Origin of the sequence: Streptomyces sp. BA2, assembly GCF_009769735.1 — a bacterium.
Classification (GTDB): Bacteria; Actinomycetota; Actinomycetes; order Streptomycetales; family Streptomycetaceae; genus Streptomyces.
The window spans coordinates 5989634-6003816 of the sequence record NZ_WSRO01000002.1; the positions used below are offsets into that span (position 1 = coordinate 5989634).

At 71.2% G+C, this 14183-nt stretch carries 16 protein-coding genes; 8 read left to right on the plus strand and 8 right to left on the minus strand.

What is annotated here, in order from left to right; translation table 11 throughout:
• Positions 1–174 precede the first annotated feature (174 nt).
• Both E5671_RS29865 and E5671_RS29870 read left to right on the plus strand, forming a co-directional pair.
• Complete coding sequence (locus E5671_RS29865) at positions 175–837, plus strand: DUF6875 domain-containing protein (RefSeq protein ID WP_336605883.1); 663 nt, start codon at positions 175–177, stop codon at positions 835–837.
• Positions 834–1835 (plus strand): beta-ketoacyl-ACP synthase III, encoded by a 1002-nt coding sequence (locus E5671_RS29870; RefSeq protein ID WP_160506986.1) that lies wholly within the window; start codon positions 834–836, stop codon positions 1833–1835. The genes E5671_RS29865 and E5671_RS29870 overlap by 4 nt, the downstream gene beginning before the upstream one ends.
• Before the next feature lie 55 nt (positions 1836–1890).
• Here E5671_RS29870 and E5671_RS29875 read toward each other — a convergent pair whose 3' ends face one another.
• A complete protein-coding gene (locus tag E5671_RS29875; protein ID WP_160506987.1) occupies positions 1891–2154 on the minus strand; it encodes a hypothetical protein in 264 nt (87 codons plus the stop codon).
• A gap of 159 nt (positions 2155–2313) precedes the next feature.
• Between E5671_RS29875 and E5671_RS29880 the strand changes: the two genes are divergently transcribed.
• Positions 2314–2616: a chaplin gene (locus E5671_RS29880; RefSeq protein ID WP_160506988.1), complete on the plus strand. Its 303-nt coding sequence runs from the start codon at positions 2314–2316 to the stop codon at positions 2614–2616.
• A 47-nt stretch (positions 2617–2663) separates the two neighbouring features.
• On the opposite strand, the gene E5671_RS29885 is transcribed toward E5671_RS29880, so the two are convergent.
• From E5671_RS29885 to E5671_RS29915, 7 genes are all read right to left on the minus strand, one after another.
• Positions 2664–3536, minus strand: coding sequence for a tyrosinase family protein (locus E5671_RS29885; RefSeq protein ID WP_160506989.1), 873 nt, complete (start codon positions 3534–3536; stop codon positions 2664–2666).
• A gap of 38 nt (positions 3537–3574) precedes the next feature.
• Positions 3575–3964 carry a tyrosinase family oxidase copper chaperone gene (locus tag E5671_RS29890; RefSeq protein ID WP_160506990.1) on the minus strand — a complete coding sequence of 130 codons (390 nt, stop codon included), beginning with the start codon at positions 3962–3964 and terminating at the stop codon, positions 3575–3577.
• A complete protein-coding gene (locus E5671_RS29895; protein ID WP_160506991.1) occupies positions 3964–4614 on the minus strand; it encodes a vitamin K epoxide reductase family protein in 651 nt (216 codons plus the stop codon). The genes E5671_RS29890 and E5671_RS29895 overlap by 1 nt, the downstream gene beginning before the upstream one ends.
• Positions 4615–4627: 13 nt before the next feature.
• The gene (locus E5671_RS29900; protein WP_160506992.1) at positions 4628–5131 is read right to left on the minus strand and encodes a DUF5949 family protein; all 504 of its coding nucleotides are present in this window, start codon (positions 5129–5131) and stop codon (positions 4628–4630) included.
• 301 nt (positions 5132–5432) lie between these two features.
• On the minus strand, positions 5433–5714 hold the full coding sequence (locus tag E5671_RS29905; RefSeq protein ID WP_160506993.1) for a hypothetical protein: 282 nt from the start codon (positions 5712–5714) through the stop codon (positions 5433–5435).
• A 247-nt stretch (positions 5715–5961) separates the two neighbouring features.
• On the minus strand, positions 5962–6597 hold the full coding sequence (locus tag E5671_RS29910) for a hypothetical protein (protein WP_160506994.1): 636 nt from the start codon (positions 6595–6597) through the stop codon (positions 5962–5964).
• A 179-nt stretch (positions 6598–6776) separates the two neighbouring features.
• Positions 6777–7016 (minus strand): chaplin, encoded by a 240-nt coding sequence (locus tag E5671_RS29915; protein WP_160506995.1) that lies wholly within the window; start codon positions 7014–7016, stop codon positions 6777–6779.
• Positions 7017–7361: 345 nt separating this feature from the next.
• Between E5671_RS29915 and E5671_RS29920 the strand changes: the two genes are divergently transcribed.
• Genes E5671_RS29920 through murJ form a run of 5 tightly spaced genes read left to right on the plus strand, consistent with a single transcriptional unit; the run spans position 7362 to position 14159 of the window.
• A complete protein-coding gene (locus E5671_RS29920) occupies positions 7362–8462 on the plus strand; it encodes a DUF3344 domain-containing protein (RefSeq protein ID WP_160506996.1) in 1101 nt (366 codons plus the stop codon).
• Between the two features lie 33 nt (positions 8463–8495).
• Positions 8496–9650 carry a glycosyltransferase gene (locus E5671_RS29925; protein WP_160506997.1) on the plus strand — a complete coding sequence of 385 codons (1155 nt, stop codon included), beginning with the start codon at positions 8496–8498 and terminating at the stop codon, positions 9648–9650.
• Positions 9647–11125: an exopolysaccharide biosynthesis polyprenyl glycosylphosphotransferase gene (locus E5671_RS29930; RefSeq protein WP_160506998.1), complete on the plus strand. Its 1479-nt coding sequence runs from the start codon at positions 9647–9649 to the stop codon at positions 11123–11125. Before E5671_RS29925 ends, E5671_RS29930 begins: the two co-directional genes overlap by 4 nt.
• A 56-nt stretch (positions 11126–11181) precedes the next feature.
• Positions 11182–12510, plus strand: coding sequence for an O-antigen ligase family protein (locus tag E5671_RS29935; protein WP_160510497.1), 1329 nt, complete (start codon positions 11182–11184; stop codon positions 12508–12510).
• On the plus strand, positions 12507–14159 hold the full coding sequence (murJ, locus tag E5671_RS29940) for a murein biosynthesis integral membrane protein MurJ (protein ID WP_160506999.1): 1653 nt from the start codon (positions 12507–12509) through the stop codon (positions 14157–14159). The genes E5671_RS29935 and murJ overlap by 4 nt, the downstream gene beginning before the upstream one ends.
• Positions 14160–14183: the final 24 nt, after the last annotated feature.

Sequence of the window (14183 nt, forward strand, 5' to 3'; positions counted from 1 at the left end):
ATCCACCGGACGGCTACGAGTCACTGAACAAGTAACGCTCTGACGAGAGTTGAACGGCCAAGACCACAACTGCCCGAGCTGAACCGCTGAGTCGCACGGCGACCTCGACACCCCTCTGCGTCACGCGAGTCCGGGTGGCGGTTCAGTGCGTCCTGAATCACGGAGGGAACCCTCATGAGTCCGTCGGTATCGGCCGTCACTCCGCAGTACGGGAAGGCGGACACACCGGATCGCCCTGCCGCGTCACCCCTGGAACGGGGGCAGCGGTGGATAGAAGAGTTCATCATGCGGCCGCACGAGCGTATCAACCGGGAGGGCGCCGTCTGCCCGTTCGTCGAATCCTCGATGAAGGCACAGAGCTTCCGCATCGAGGAATGGCGGGTCGATCCGGACATCGACGCCGAAGGAATGGTGGGCCTCGTGCGCCGGATGGCCGAGGCCTTCGAGACCACACGCTGGGAGGGCCGCAACCGCGTCCTGCACACCCTCGTCCTGGTCCTGACGGGCCTCCCCGAGGAAAGCCACCGCCTGCTCGACGAGGCGCACGCCCTCGCCAAGCCCGAACTGGTCGGCCGCGGCCTGATGCTGGCGCAGTTCCATCCGGACTGCGACGAACGCGCCGCGCGCAACCCGGAGTTCGAGGTGTCGCGATCCCCAGTGCCGATGCTGGCGATGCGCTGGATGGCCTTCCACGACGTACTGTTCCTCGGCTCGGACCCCGAGTGGTTCGCCGCCTACGAGGAGCGGTACGGAGGCAGACACGAGCGGGGTTCGGTGGCCGACCCGATGTTCGCCGAGGCCTTCGCCGAAGCACGGGACAAGTGGGGCACCACATGAGCCCGATACTGAGCACCTCCCAGGGCGCCCGCTTCGCACGGATCATGGGCGTGGGTACGTACCGCCCGCGACGGATCGTCGACAATGAAGAAGCCAGCCGCCTCATCGACTCGTCGGACGAATGGATCCGCGCCCGCACGGGGATCCACACCCGACGCTGGGCGGGACCCGACGAGACCCTGGCGGTGATGGCCGAGGAGGCCGCGGCCAAGGCCATCGCGGCGGCGGGCATCTCCCCGGCCGACGTCACCTGCGTCATCGCCGCGACCTTCACCTACCTCAAGCAGACCCCGGCCGTCGCGACGGAGATCGCGCACCGCGTCGGAGCGCGCGGCGCCGCGGCCTTCGACCTGTCGGCGGGCTGCGCCGGGTTCGTGCACGGCGTGGTGCTCGCGGCGGACGCGGTCCGCAGCCGCGGCGGCCACGTCCTGGTCGTCGGCGTGGAGCGGATGACCGACCTGCTGAACCTCAAGGACCGCTCGACGGCCTTCATCTTCGGGGACGGCGCGGGCGCCGTGGTGATCGGCCCCTCCGAGACCCCCGCCATCGGCCCGGCGATCTGGGGAGCGGACGGCTCCCAGGCGGACGCGATCGAGCAGACCGCCCCGTGGGACGTGCTCAGGGACTCACCCGACCAGGAGTTCCCGTGGATGCGCCAGGAAGGGCAGCGGGTCTTCCGCTGGGCCGTCTACGAGATGGCCGAGGTCGCAGGACAGGCCCTGGACGCCGCCGGTCTGACCCCCGCCGACCTCGACGTCTTCATCCCGCACCAGGCCAACGTCCGCATCATCGACGCGATGGCGAAGCGCATCGGCCTGCCGGAGGGCGTGCGGGTGGCCAAGGACATCGTCACCTCGGGCAACACTTCCGGCGCCTCCATCCCGCTCGCCATGGACGCGGTGCTCGCGTCGGGCGACGCGAAGCCCGGCGACACGGCCCTGCTGCTCGGCTACGGGGCGGGCCTCTCGTACGCGTCGGTCGTGGCCACCATGCCGTGAGGCGGGGCCGAGGCCACACGGACCCGACCCCGCCTCTGTCCGCGCGTGACCGGTACTACGCGTAGAGCAGTCCCGTGACGGGCGCGGCCAGGTCGGTCAGCTGGTGCAGCTGCTGCAGCTCGTACAGATTGTTGAGCCCGTTGAGCTGCTCGGTCACGGACGGCACCTCGGCGCGGTGCTCCTCGGGGATCTGGGACGCCGCGAGCGAGTTGAGCATGCCGGTGGGAGAGATGGCTTCGGCGCTCGCGGCGGGCGCGCCCAGGGCGGAGGCACCGGCGGCGAGAGCGAGGACGGCGGCCATGCGTCGTGTTGAGATCATGTGATGCGCAACGGCTCGGAACAGCGCTGGACACGGGCGATCGGACGATTTCACCAATGATGTACCGATCGGTGCCGTTACCTGCGGTCGATGACGCCGTTGAAGGGACAGTACGGCCGCGTGCATGCGGCCGTACTCGTCAATTCAAAGGAGAACGTGATGTCTCGCATCGCGAAGGCAGCCGCTGTTGCCCTCGGCACGGGCGCCGTGGTGCTCAGTGGCACCGGTATGGCCATGGCGGACGCAGGCGCCGAGGGTGCGGCCGTGGGCTCGCCCGGCGTCCTTTCGGGCAACCTCGTCCAGGTCCCGGTCCACGTCCCGGTCAACGTGTGCGGCAACACCGTGGACATCATCGGGCTGCTGAACCCGGCGTTCGGCAACACCTGCGTGAACGCCGACGGCGGCCACGGCAAGCCCGGCCACCACGGCCACCACGGCAACCACGGCGGCTACGGCGGCTGACCCCCGTGTGTGAGCCCCCGGCGGTCCGACGACCACCGGGGGCTCTTTCACGCGTAGCGGTAGATGCCCCGATGGCCGATCAGCTCGTCCGGCTTCGCGTTCCACGGTGGCATCCCCTCGAAGCGGGCGCAGATACGGCCGTGCGGCGGGCCGTGCCCGGCCCTCGGCGGCTTCTCGGGCAGATAGGGCGCGGAGCGGGGGTGCCGCGCCTGCCAGCGGTCCCACAGCAGGTCCACGAAGGCGTGGTTCAGCCAGAAGACGGGGTCGTTGACCGACGCGCCGCCGAGCATGTGTCCGCCGACCCAGCGGTGGACGCGGTTGTGGTTGCGCCACTTGCTGTTGCCGCTGCCGGAGGTCCACCCCTCCAGCTTGTTGCGGAAACCGCCGGACGAGGTGGAGTCCCAGGGCTCCGTGTCGTACACGGGGTCGCGCATGGCCCAGGCCAGTTGCGCGCCGGTGGGCAGCTCGATCGGGTTCTGCGGCCTGCCGAAGTCGCGCATGAGGAAGTCGCCGCCCGTCTCCCCTTCCCTGATGACCCAGGTCCCGTTGGTGCGGGCGAAGGGACCGGTCATGACCTGCCGGTCGGAGCGCCGTCCGTTGCCGCCCATGAGCCCGCTGCCCCAGAGCGAGGCGCCGGGCGTCCTGTCCACCGTCCAGTCCCAGTACGGGACGGTCACGGCGGGGTCGAGCCGCTGCAGGGCCTGCTCGAACTCCAGGAGGAACCTGCGGTGCCAGGGCAGGAACGAGGGCGTCATGTGGGCCACCCGCAGTCCGTTGTCCCCGTCGGAGACGTAGTGCTCGATGTGCGTCCGGACGAACTCGTCGTACTCGCCCTTGCGTTTGAGTTCGAGCAGCGCGTTGACGAACCGGCGCTTCTCGGCGCTGGTGAGCCGGGCCTGGTTCTTGCGCGTGTAGACCACTTCGGTCGCTCCTCCGGTCCGGGTGGGCGCGGCAGCGATCAGGCGTCCCCGGCGCGCAGTTGCTGGCCGCGGCCGAGTTCGTCCACTGCTCTGCGGGTGGCGATGAGAGGCGTCGGATACGACTGGTAGTGGTCGATCATGCTCAGGTAGCCGCCGTCGGCGCGCCGCATGAGGTGGAGCGGGCGCCCGTCGACGGTGATGTCCCAGGAGGCGCCCGCGTGTTGATGTCCCGCGGCGGCTCTCGATCCGCGGATGTGCCGGCCCTCGTACATCTCGTCGAACGAGCCGTCGCCGAGGGCGTCCGACGGCGGGTGCTGAGCCGGGCGCCGAGTCCACCAGTGGAGGACGGTCTGCCCGGTCACGGCGGCGACGGCCACTCCGATGAGGTTCCGCATCGTGGCCCGGCGGGTGAGGGCTGAGATCGGCATCAGCTGGTCCAGAAGTCCCACCAGCGGGTGAGGATCAGCATGCCGATGATGCCGACGTGCAGCACTGGGAAGACCCAGGTGAACTCACCGAGGAACGTACGCAGCCAGGAGGGCGCGGGCAGGAAGCCCTTGCGGACGTTGAACGACGTGACGTGCCAGAACATGATGATCGTGGCGACCCAGGCCAGGCAGCACCACAGGCACAGCGAGTTGATCTCGTACAGCGACTGGTACTGGAGCCAGGTGCAGAAGCCGACCCCGAAGAGCATGCCCGCGTTCAGCGTCAGCCAGTACCAGCGCGGGAAGCGCGCACGGCCCAGCAGGCTCATGCCCACGCACGTCACGGCGGCGTACGCGGCCAGGCCCAGCATCGGGTTCGGGAAGCCGAACACCGATGCCTGGTCGCTCGTCATGATGTTGCCGCAGGAGACCACCGGATTGAGGCTGCAGCCCGGCGTGAAGTCCGGGTCCTCAAGCAGCTTGAACTTGTCCAGCGTGATGACCCACGCCGCGAGCAGACCCGCCGCACCCGTGATCACCAGAAGCAGCGCGAACGCACGGCTCCCACCGGTGCCGTTGGGCGGCGGGTCCACGCGCCCTAAGGGGGCTTCGGGCTTACGGGCTTCAGGAAGAGGAGTCTTGGTGTGCATCGCCGCGGTGCTCCTAGCCGCGCAGGCTCTTCGCGGTGAGCAGGCAGTGCGCGGCCCGGGCCATGGTCTCCTCGGCGCCCGCGAACGCCGCGAGGGCCTCCTCGGCGAGGGGAACGCCGGGCTTGGCCTCGGGCCAGGGACGCGTGGTGAACATGAAGTAGGCGTGGCCCCGTTCGCCCACCGCGGCGAGCCACTCCGGCGGTACGACGCACTGGGCGTTGAGGTACGGCATGTTCAGTGCGGCCTGGCCGGCCTCGACGAGGAGGGTGACGGGCAGGCTCGGGTTGCGGGAGCTCTCCACGACGGGGCCACCGATGGGGAGTCCGGTGTTCTCCAGCAGGAGCTCGATTGCTTCGGCCGCGGCCTCAGGTCCGCCTTCGCCGTCACCCAGCGAATAGGCGAGCAGGAAAGCCATGTCCTGCTCGTCCTCGGGGTGTTCACCACTCCAGGCGACCACGGTGAGGGTGCCCAGATCGGCGGCTCGGAAAGTGCGGGTTTCGCTCGATGTCGACGTCATCCCGGAACCGTATCGATGTGTCCCGATCTCCCGGCCCCGCCTGTCACTTGACTGGGTGAGTGCGGGCGAGCGATCACACGATCGGGGCACGCGCCGGTCGAACTCCGGGGCCCTTCAGTCGAACTGAGACCGAGAGCGGAACTAGGAAAGGCGGGGAAAGCCAGAGGGCCGGTTCCACAGAATGTGTCTGCGGAACCGGCCCTCACTGCCGCGTGCCGTTTGCTCGCGGCAATACTCCTCGGGGTTTCAGATGTTGTCCCCTGGCGGTGCATCGCGCCGAATGAAGGAGCCGAAAGGAGCTCTACTTCGCGACGGGAAGTCCGCCGAGGAGCTTGTCCGCGCCGCCACCCGCGTGCAGGCTCTCCGCGGCCCCGGACACGGCGTTGACGACCGAGTCCTTGTTGTCCTTGTCGAGGGCGTTCGTGGCCAGGGGGGCCGAGTCGATCTGCGACGTCGATCCGGCGATCGTGTCGACTGCACCGTTCAGGCTGGTGGGCGTGAGGTCGGCGGCAAAGGCGGGTGCGGCGGCACCTGCGATGACCAGGGATCCGGCAACGACGGCGGCAGCCTTCAGGGGCTTCATCGTGTTCCTTTCTGCGGCGACAGACGGTCGCCAGAGGGGATTTTCACTTCGCCATGGGTAACGAGCCTTGTGTACGGCGGAAACTCTGTGCGGCGGAAATTCCCGGAACCCACCCGAACGAAGGCGGTGTCTCATTCTCGTATGAGATGGACGCGATACGGGCGGCTGTGCGGCGGCGCTGCGGACGTGAAAAGCCCGTCGCGCCGGCCGTTCGGGCCGACGCGACAGGACGGGAACTGACCGGGTCTCAGGAAAGCGCGGGCGCCTTCGGCAGGGCCGACAGGCCCGCCAGGTCGGGCGCGGGGAGGCCGCTGCCGAGCAGCGTGGCGGCGACGACGTTGACGAGGCCGGTGAGCACGGGCGGTACCGCGCCCGCGACCTTGGTGACGTCGCCGCCGGTGGCCGACTTGAGCAGGGTGTCGACCGCGGTCTGCAGTGCCTTCAGGGCGTCGTCCTTCGGTTCGGCCGCCGCCTTGTCCTCATCCGGAAGGGCCTTGGGGAGCGCCGGCGTCTGCGGGAGCGCGGGGGCCTCGGGAGCCACTGAGGTCTCGGGGGCCTTGGGGGCCGTGGCGGCGGCCTTCGTGATGGCGTCCTTCACCGGTGCGGCGAGCTTCGTGGCGTCCGCGGCGGGCAGTTGACCCCCGTCGGCCTTGAGTACGGCGGTGAGCAGATCGGTGACCGGGGTGAGCACACCACCGGCGTCGCCCAGGGTCTTGACCTGGGCGAGCAGCTTGTTCGCCTCGGGGACCGGTGCGCGGGCCGCCTCCTGGGCGCTGCCCTGCGGAGAGTCGCTCTCGGCTGCGACGACGGGGCCGGCCGTCCCGAGGAGGAGCGAGGCGCAGAGGACGGTGGTCGCGATACGCCGTACGGGCAGAGCGCGCATGGATGTTCCCTTCGGTGATGTCATCGGATCTTGTGTTCACCGTGAAAGCGGTGGACACCGACCGCAACCGAGCGACTGCCATTCGGGGGCACTGCGGCCGTTCGGGGACCGACGGGAACGGACGACAGCCGTCCTCCTCGGGGGAGAACGGCCGTCGCGGCGTGCGTACTGCTGATGTGTCAGGCGTTGACGCAGGTGTTGCCGAACGCCGGGTTCAGCAGACCGATGATGTTGATGGTGTTGCCGCAGGCGTTGACCGGGATGTGGACCGGGACCTGGACGGCGTTGCCCGAGATGACACCGGGGGAGTTGACGGCAGCCCCGTTGGCACCGGCGTCGGCGGCGGCGATGCCGGCGCTGCCGGCCATGGCGGCCACGGCAACGGTGGAGAGGGCGAGGGCCTTCGCGGTACGCGACATGGAGAGTTGCTCCTTGGTCAGTTGATGCATCGGCAGGGCGGGGTGCCCGGCCCATGGATCAACGGACGTCGCCCGCTGGAGTTGTGGGCCCAAAAGGGTGATCTGTCGGCGCAAGGTTTACGCGACGGCCTCCTGGCCGTGCTTCCGGCGGGCTCCGAGCGTTACGCACTTCACGTTTCCGACACACTTGTCAGCCTTCCTGGATTTATGCAAAAAGCAGCTACTGTTGCTCTCCTCCTGAAGCCATTTGAAAGAACAAGTGCGGGAAGTTACGAGTCGAGTGTGACTGTCGCATTGAATTCTCCCTCCTGGTTCGGAACCTTTCCCGAAAGGGCAACGCCGGTCATGCGTAATTCCGTGGGCCCCCTTCTGCGTCGCGCGACGCTGTGCGCCCTTTCCCTCGCGGTCGTCGCCACACCGGGCGGCCCCGCGGTGGCCGCGCCGGCGCCCCCCGCCGCCGAAGCGGCGGGCACCGAGTTCGCGCAGCGCTACCACGCCCTCCAGCACGGCGGGATCACCCGCGCGGCCAACACGGCCATCACGTGCCGCGAGCCCATGGCCCCCCGCGCGGTGTCATGCCCGTCCGCGCGCGGGGGCGGCATGGCCGCCAACAACGACTTCGACATGTTCTACGTCGACGTCGACAAGGACCCGAACACCTACAACTCCAGCCGCGGAGAGGTCCGGCTCCCGCCGGGCTCCCGGGTGACCTACGCGCGTCTGTACTGGGGCGGCAACCTCCACGTCGGTGAGCGGAAGCCGCCCAGGGACAACGGCAAGGCCCTCATCGCCGAACCCGGCGGCAGCTACCGGGACGTGCGGGCCGACACCCTGGCCGGGCACCGCACCGCCGACGGAGCGGACGCCTTCCAGGCGTCGGCCGATGTCACGCGCCTCGTCAGGTCCGGCGGCCCGGGGCTCTACACCGTCGCGCAGGTCAACGTGGCGATGGGGCACTCCAAGGCCGGCGCGTGGGGCGGCTGGACGCTGGTCGTCGCGTACGAGGACAAGGCCGCGCCGCTGCGGCACCTGAGCGTGTGGGACGGCTTCGACTCCTTCGGCGCGCGCGGGCGCGGCCATGCGGTCCGCCTGGGCGGCATGCCGGTTCCGGGCCGGGCGAAGGGCAGCGTGGGCATGGTCGCGTACGACGGCGACCGCGGTACGACCGGCGACACGCTCACCGTGTCGACCGACCGCAGCAGGCCCGTGCGGCTCTCCGACGCGGCGAACCCCGCACACGACGTACTGAACTCGACCATCAGCGAGCCGGGCAGGCAGAGCGCGAGGACGCCCGCGTACGCCAACACGCTCGGATACGACTCCGACATCTTCCGCCTCGACGGGGGCCTCAAGGCCGACCGAAAGGGCCTGCTCATCCGACTCGCCTCGCGGCGAGAGTCCGCGTGGGCCGGTGTGCTCTTCGCCGCTGTGGACGCGAAGCGGTAGCGCACCACCTTCCCCCTGAGCAAGGCGCCGTGCATGCAACTGTCATCAACTGACCCCCGGCTGAGCGTCCTTCATGTCGCCCAGCCCGTCGACGGCGGAGTGGCCCGCGTGGTCGCCGACCTGGTGAAGTCCCAGCTGTCCACCGGGATGCAGGTCAACGTGGCGTGCCCGGACAGCGGCTGTCTGCCCGATGCCGTGCGCGGCCTGGGAAGCGGTGTCCATGGGTGGGCGGCGGCCCGCTCCCCTGGGGCCGGGCTGCCGGAGGAAGTACGGCGCATCACCCGCATCGTCGACGAGCTCGGGCCCGACGTCGTGCACGCGCACAGCGCCAAGGCCGGGCTCGCCGTCCGGCTCGCCCTGCGCGGCAAGGTGCCCACGGTCTTCCAGCCGCACGCCTGGTCCTTCGAGGCCGTCGGCGGCGTGACCGCGGGGCTCGCCCGGCGCTGGGAACGCTTCGGGGCGCGCTGGGCCGCGCACGTGGTCTGCGTCAGCGAGGCGGAGCGGCTCACCGGACAGCGGGCCGGGATCGACGCGCGCTGGTCCGTGATCCCGAACGGGGTGGACGTCGAGCGCTTCCGCCCCATGGCCGCGCAGGCGGCGCGGACCGCCCTGGGCCTTGCCGAGGAGGAGCCTCTGGTGGTGTGCGTGGGACGGCTGTGCCGGCAGAAGGGGCAGGACGTCCTGCTGCGGGCCTGGGCGTCCGTCGCCGAGCGGATGCCGCTCGCCCGGCTGGTCCTCGTCGGGGACGGTCCAGGCGCGACCGGCCTGCGCGAACAGGCGCCCGCCTCCGTGCGGTTCGTCGGAGACGTCGAGGACGCCACCCCCTGGTACCAGGCGGCCGACCTCGTGGTCCTGCCCTCCCGGTGGGAGGGCATGGCCCTCGTACCCCTGGAGGCGATGGCCTGTGCCCGGCCCGTGGTGGTCAGCGACGTGGACGGCGCGCGCGAGAGCCTGCCGCAAGGACTCGTGCCCCACGGCCTCGTTCCCGCACAGGATCCGGAGGCGCTGGCGCGAGCCCTCGTCGGACTGCTCGGCGATCCGCCGCTGCGTGAATCCCTCGGCCGTGCGGCGCACCGCCACGTTCTGAACACCCACGATGTGCGGCACACCGCGGACGCTGTCGCGGCCGTGTACCGCGAGCTACTGGGCGTGGGGCCCATCAAGTGCAGGGAGTCCAGCAACCCGTGAGTGCGGAACGAACCGTCGCCCCTGCCGCGCAGCCACGGGCGGCCGACCATGCCATCGCCACCGCCTCGGTCATCCCTCCCCGCGGGGCCGGGGGCGGCCGCAGGACGAGCATCCAATGGGGGGCTTCGGCACGCCGCTCATCGGCCCTCCCCCTCTTCGCCGTCGACTGCAGCGCGGCCCTCCTCGGCACCGTGCTGCTCACCGACCCGCAGCGCCACCCACTCCTTGTGGCCCTGCTCCTCGCCGCGGTGACCGGCCTGAACGCGCGCGCCGCGCTCTACCGTCCGCTCGCCGTGCCCTGCGCCCTCGACGAACTGCCTTCGCTGGCCTGGCAGGCCCTGCTGAGCTGGTGCGCCGTGGGGCTCCTGGCCGCGAGCGTCTCCGTACTGAGCCCGCTCTCCCTCACCACCCTGTGCACGGCCGCGGCGCTCCAGAGCGTGCTGTGCTGCGCGGGCCGCGGAGCCCTGTACTGGTGGGCGCGCAGAGCGGTGCTCCGCCAGCCGCGCCCGGCCCTGGTGGTCGGCCCCGGCGCCGTCGCGCGGCGTGTGGCGGAGGCGGTGCTTCGCCATCCGCGGGCCGGGGTGCGGCCCGTGGGCATCGTGGGGGACGCGCCCGCCGAGCGCACGGAGTCGGAGGGGGCCGAACTGCCGGTGCTCTCCACGATCGAGGAGCTGCGCCGCGCGGTCATCCAGAACGCCGTACGCACCGTCCTGGTCGTCGGACCGACCCCGGGCCCCGAGCAGATCGTGTGGCTGCGAACGCTGAGCGGTTCGGGCTGCGACGTATGGGCGGTCGACGCGACGCAGCCGCCGGGCTATGACGCGCCGGGGCGCCAGTCGAGATCCGGGCAGCTCGCGGGGTTCCCCTGCCGTCCGCTCGCGCCCGTGCGGCGCGGGCACTTCAGCGTCAGCAAGCGCGCCCTGGACCTCGTGACCTCGGGGATCCTGCTGCTGCTCATCAGCCCCGTGCTCCTGGCGTGCGCCGCCGTGCTGCGGGCCACCGACGGCCCCGGGGTCATCTTCCGGCAGGAGCGCATCGGCAAGGACGGACGGCCGTTCACCCTGCTGAAGTTCCGCACGCACCGGCCCGCCGACCCGCACGAGGCCGCGACCCGGTGGACCGTCGCGGGCGAGCAGCACATGAGACCGTTCTGCCAGTTCCTGCGCCGTACGTCGCTCGACGAGCTTCCCCAGCTGTGGAACGTGCTCCGTGGCGACATGAGCCTGGTCGGGCCCCGGCCCGAACGGCCCTATTTCGTGGGCCAGTTCAGCAAGGCACACCCCGGTTACGCCGAGCGCCACCGCATGCCGACCGGCATCACCGGGCTCGCCCAGATCCAGGGGCTGCGGGGCGACACCTCGATCGAGGACCGGTGCCGCTTCGACAACGCCTACATCGACAGCTGGTCGATCTGGCAGGACCTCTGCATCCTGCTGCGCACCGCCGCCTCCCTCGTACGTCCCACGGGGAGCTGACCCGCGTGAACGGCGCCCCGATCGCGCTCTTCCCTGCCGGTTCGCCGGCCGCCGCTATGTCGTCGGCACTCCGGAGCGCCGGACCCGTGCTGCCCGTCATGGCCGTGGTCGCGCTGCTCGCGCTGCCCGCGGCGCCGGGCGACGGCGGCTCCGGAGGCGGCACCGTCGCCGACGCGGCCTCCGCCCTGGTGGTGCTCTGGTGCGTGGCCCGCACCGTGCGCGCGGCGCGCCGGCCGCTGACGCGGACCGCCGCCGTCGTGCTCGGTCTGCCGGTGATCGGCATCGCGGTCGCCGCGGTCGGCGCGAGCACCGCCTCCGCCGGGACGACCGGCCTGGTGCGCTACCTCCAGATCTTCGTCCTCGTACCGGCCGCGGTCCTGATGCTCGTCCGCGACCGCCGCGACTTCCGCCTGGTGGCCTGGTCCCTCATCGGACTCGCCCTCTTCCAGGGCTCGATCGGCGTCTACCAGTACGTCACGGGCACGGGCGCGAGCTACATGGGTTCGGACGTCCGCGCCGTGGGGACCTTCGGCGCGACGGACGTCATGGGAATGTCGACCGTGGTGTCGTACGGAGTGGTGTGCGCGGTCGCCATCGCGCTCGGGCCGGCTTCCGCGAGGCAGCGTCGGGCGGGGCTGAATCAGCGTCAGACGGCGCTGGTGTGCGCGCTGCTCCTGATCGTCCCGCTCGCGCTCTCCTTCAGCCGCGGCGCCTGGATCGCCACCCTCGTGGCCTGTGGTGCGCAGCTGGGGCTCGCGGGGGTGCGGAACGCGCTGCGGGCCCTCGCGGCTGTGGCGGCCGCGGCCGTGGTCCTCGTGGGCGGGTTCGGCATCGGTACGCAGATGCTGCAGGAGCGCGTCACCAGCATCACGCAGGTTTCCGACGCCCCCGACCAGTCGGTCACCGACCGGTACACCATGTGGGCCGCGGCGGTGGACATGTGGCGTGACGAGCCGGTGACGGGCGTGGGGCTCAAGGCCTTCCCCGACCACCGCGACAGCCACGCCTCGCTTGCCCTCTCCTCGGCCAGCGACACCGCGGGCGCGGGCGCGAAGTTCAGCCGTCAGCCGCTGCTCTCCCCGCACAACATGTACCTGCTCGTCCTCGGCGAGCAGGGGCTGCTCGGCCTGTGCGCGCTGGTGGGCAGCTGGGCCGCGTTCCTGCTGCTCGGCCTGCGGCGGCTCGCCCGGGTGCGCGGGGGCGTCGGCGCTGACTGCGCGCTCGTCGCGTGCGGTCTCCTTGTGTGGCAGCTCGTGGACTTCGCGTACGCCGACATCGGCGGTCCTTCGACGGTCCTCATGGCCGTTGTCCTCGGGCTCGTGGCCTGGTGGGCGCTGTCCGGCCGCGCGCTGTCCGCCCCGATGCCGGGGGAGGTCCCGCGATGACCTCCACCACCCGCTCCGTGGACGCGGGAACGGGCGGCAAGGTGCCCGCTCCGGCCACCGGGGCTGAGCCCGCCAAGGGCTCCGACCCCTCCAACGGCTTTCTCGCCAAGGCCGCTCTGGTCACCGCGGTCCTCACGGTGGCCGGATCGGTGCTCGGGCTCGTGCGTGACCAGGCCCTTGCCCACTTCTTCGGGGCGGGCCCCGAGACCGACGCCTTCCTCGTCGCGTGGACCGTCCCCGAGGTGGCCACCACCCTGCTCATCGAGGACGGCCTCGCGTTCGCGCTCGTCCCCGCCTTCAGCATGGCGCTCGCCCGCCGCGGCCAGGGCGCGCGCCGCGATCCGGTCCGTGCCCTGGTGGCCGCGTCGCTGCCCCGGCTGATGCTGGCCTCCGGAGCCGTCGCGCTGATCCTGATGGCCGGGGCGCCGGTCCTGGTGGAAGTCCTCGCGCCGGGGCTGCCCGACCCGCGCCTCGCCGTGGACTGCACGCTGCTCACCGCCACCTGTGTCTTCACGTTCGGTCTCGCCGGGTACTGCAGCGCCGCGCTTCGTGCCCACCGCCGGTTCGTGGCACCCGCGGGCATCTACGTCTTTTACAACATCGGCATCATCGCCGCGGTGTTGGTCCTGGCCCCCCGCTACGGCGTCCGCGCGGCAGCGCTTGGCGTCGCGGTCGGCGGCGTACTCATGGTGCTCGTCCAGGCCCCCTCGCTCTGGCGGCAGCTCACCCGCGACACGGCCGACGCGCCCGACGAGAGGGCTGCGGGTCCCTCGGCCCCCGCGCTGATGAGCAGCACCCTCATCGCCACCGTGCTGCTCTTCGCGCTGTGCCGGCAGTCGCAGGTGCTCATCGAGCGCTTCCTGGCGTCCTCGCTGCCGGCGGGGGCCATCTCGCACCTCAACTACGCGCAAAAAGTGGCGCAGGTGCCGATGATCCTCTCCCTGATGCTGTGCACGGTCACGCTCCCCGTCGTCGCGCGGGCCCTGGCCGAAGGCGACGTCAAGCGGGCCAGGTCGCGCGTCGAGCGGGACCTGGGCCTGGCCGGCTGCGTGGTGCTCCTCGGCACCGCCGTGGTGATCGCCTGCGCGCCGCAGCTCATCCAACTCCTTTTCCAGCGAGGCGCGTTCACCGCCGATGACACCGTCGCCACGGCGGGCGTGATGCGCGTGTACGCCCTGGGGCTCCTGGGCCACACACTGGTCGGGGCGCTCACCCGCTCCTACTTCTCCGGCGGGCGCGCCACGTGGTTCCCGCTGGGCGCGATGGCCGTCGGGATCACCGCGACCGCCGGGATCGGCAGCTGGACGGTGGACCTGTGGGGCGTACGCGGCATCGCGCTCGCCAACGCGGCGGGGATCAGCGTCACCGCCTTCGTGCTGCTGTGCGGGATGGGTCCGCGCAATGTGCCGATCCGGGTCCGCAAGGTGGTGGGCGAACTGCTCAAACCGGTGGCCGCGATGGTGTGCGCCACCGCGGCCGGCTGGGCCCTCGCGAGCTGCGTCGACTCGCCGTTCCCCGCCCTCGCCGCCGGTTTGGCGACCGTCGTCGCCGTCTTCGTCCTGGTGCTCGGGGCCCTGAAGGCCCAGGCCTTCGAGCCCGTCCTCCGCTCCGTCACATCCGCCACACGAAAGCTCACGCATGTCCGTTGACACAGCACTCGGTGACACCTCCCG

Excerpts from the sequence above, each read along its gene's own strand:
- E5671_RS29915 (WP_160506995.1), bottom strand. The coding sequence starts at position 7,016 with ATGTCGCGTACCGCGAAGGCCCTCGCCCTCTCCACCGTTGCCGTGGCC.
- E5671_RS29905 (WP_160506993.1), bottom strand. The coding sequence starts at position 5,714 with ATGAAGCCCCTGAAGGCTGCCGCCGTCGTTGCCGGATCCCTGGTCATC.
- E5671_RS29920 (WP_160506996.1), top strand. The coding sequence starts at position 7,362 with ATGCGTAATTCCGTGGGCCCCCTTCTGCGTCGCGCGACGCTGTGCGCC.
- E5671_RS29935 (WP_160510497.1), top strand. The coding sequence starts at position 11,182 with ATGTCGTCGGCACTCCGGAGCGCCGGACCCGTGCTGCCCGTCATGGCC.
- murJ (WP_160506999.1), top strand. The coding sequence starts at position 12,507 with ATGACCTCCACCACCCGCTCCGTGGACGCGGGAACGGGCGGCAAGGTG.
- E5671_RS29870 (WP_160506986.1), top strand. The coding sequence starts at position 834 with ATGAGCCCGATACTGAGCACCTCCCAGGGCGCCCGCTTCGCACGGATC.
- E5671_RS29875 (WP_160506987.1), bottom strand. The coding sequence starts at position 2,154 with ATGATCTCAACACGACGCATGGCCGCCGTCCTCGCTCTCGCCGCCGGT.
- E5671_RS29890 (WP_160506990.1), bottom strand. The coding sequence starts at position 3,964 with ATGCCGATCTCAGCCCTCACCCGCCGGGCCACGATGCGGAACCTCATC.
- E5671_RS29880 (WP_160506988.1), top strand. The coding sequence starts at position 2,314 with ATGTCTCGCATCGCGAAGGCAGCCGCTGTTGCCCTCGGCACGGGCGCC.
- E5671_RS29895 (WP_160506991.1), bottom strand. The coding sequence starts at position 4,614 with ATGCACACCAAGACTCCTCTTCCTGAAGCCCGTAAGCCCGAAGCCCCC.
- E5671_RS29910 (WP_160506994.1), bottom strand. The coding sequence starts at position 6,597 with ATGCGCGCTCTGCCCGTACGGCGTATCGCGACCACCGTCCTCTGCGCC.
- E5671_RS29900 (WP_160506992.1), bottom strand. The coding sequence starts at position 5,131 with ATGACGTCGACATCGAGCGAAACCCGCACTTTCCGAGCCGCCGATCTG.
- E5671_RS29865 (WP_336605883.1), top strand. The coding sequence starts at position 175 with ATGAGTCCGTCGGTATCGGCCGTCACTCCGCAGTACGGGAAGGCGGAC.
- E5671_RS29925 (WP_160506997.1), top strand. The coding sequence starts at position 8,496 with ATGCAACTGTCATCAACTGACCCCCGGCTGAGCGTCCTTCATGTCGCC.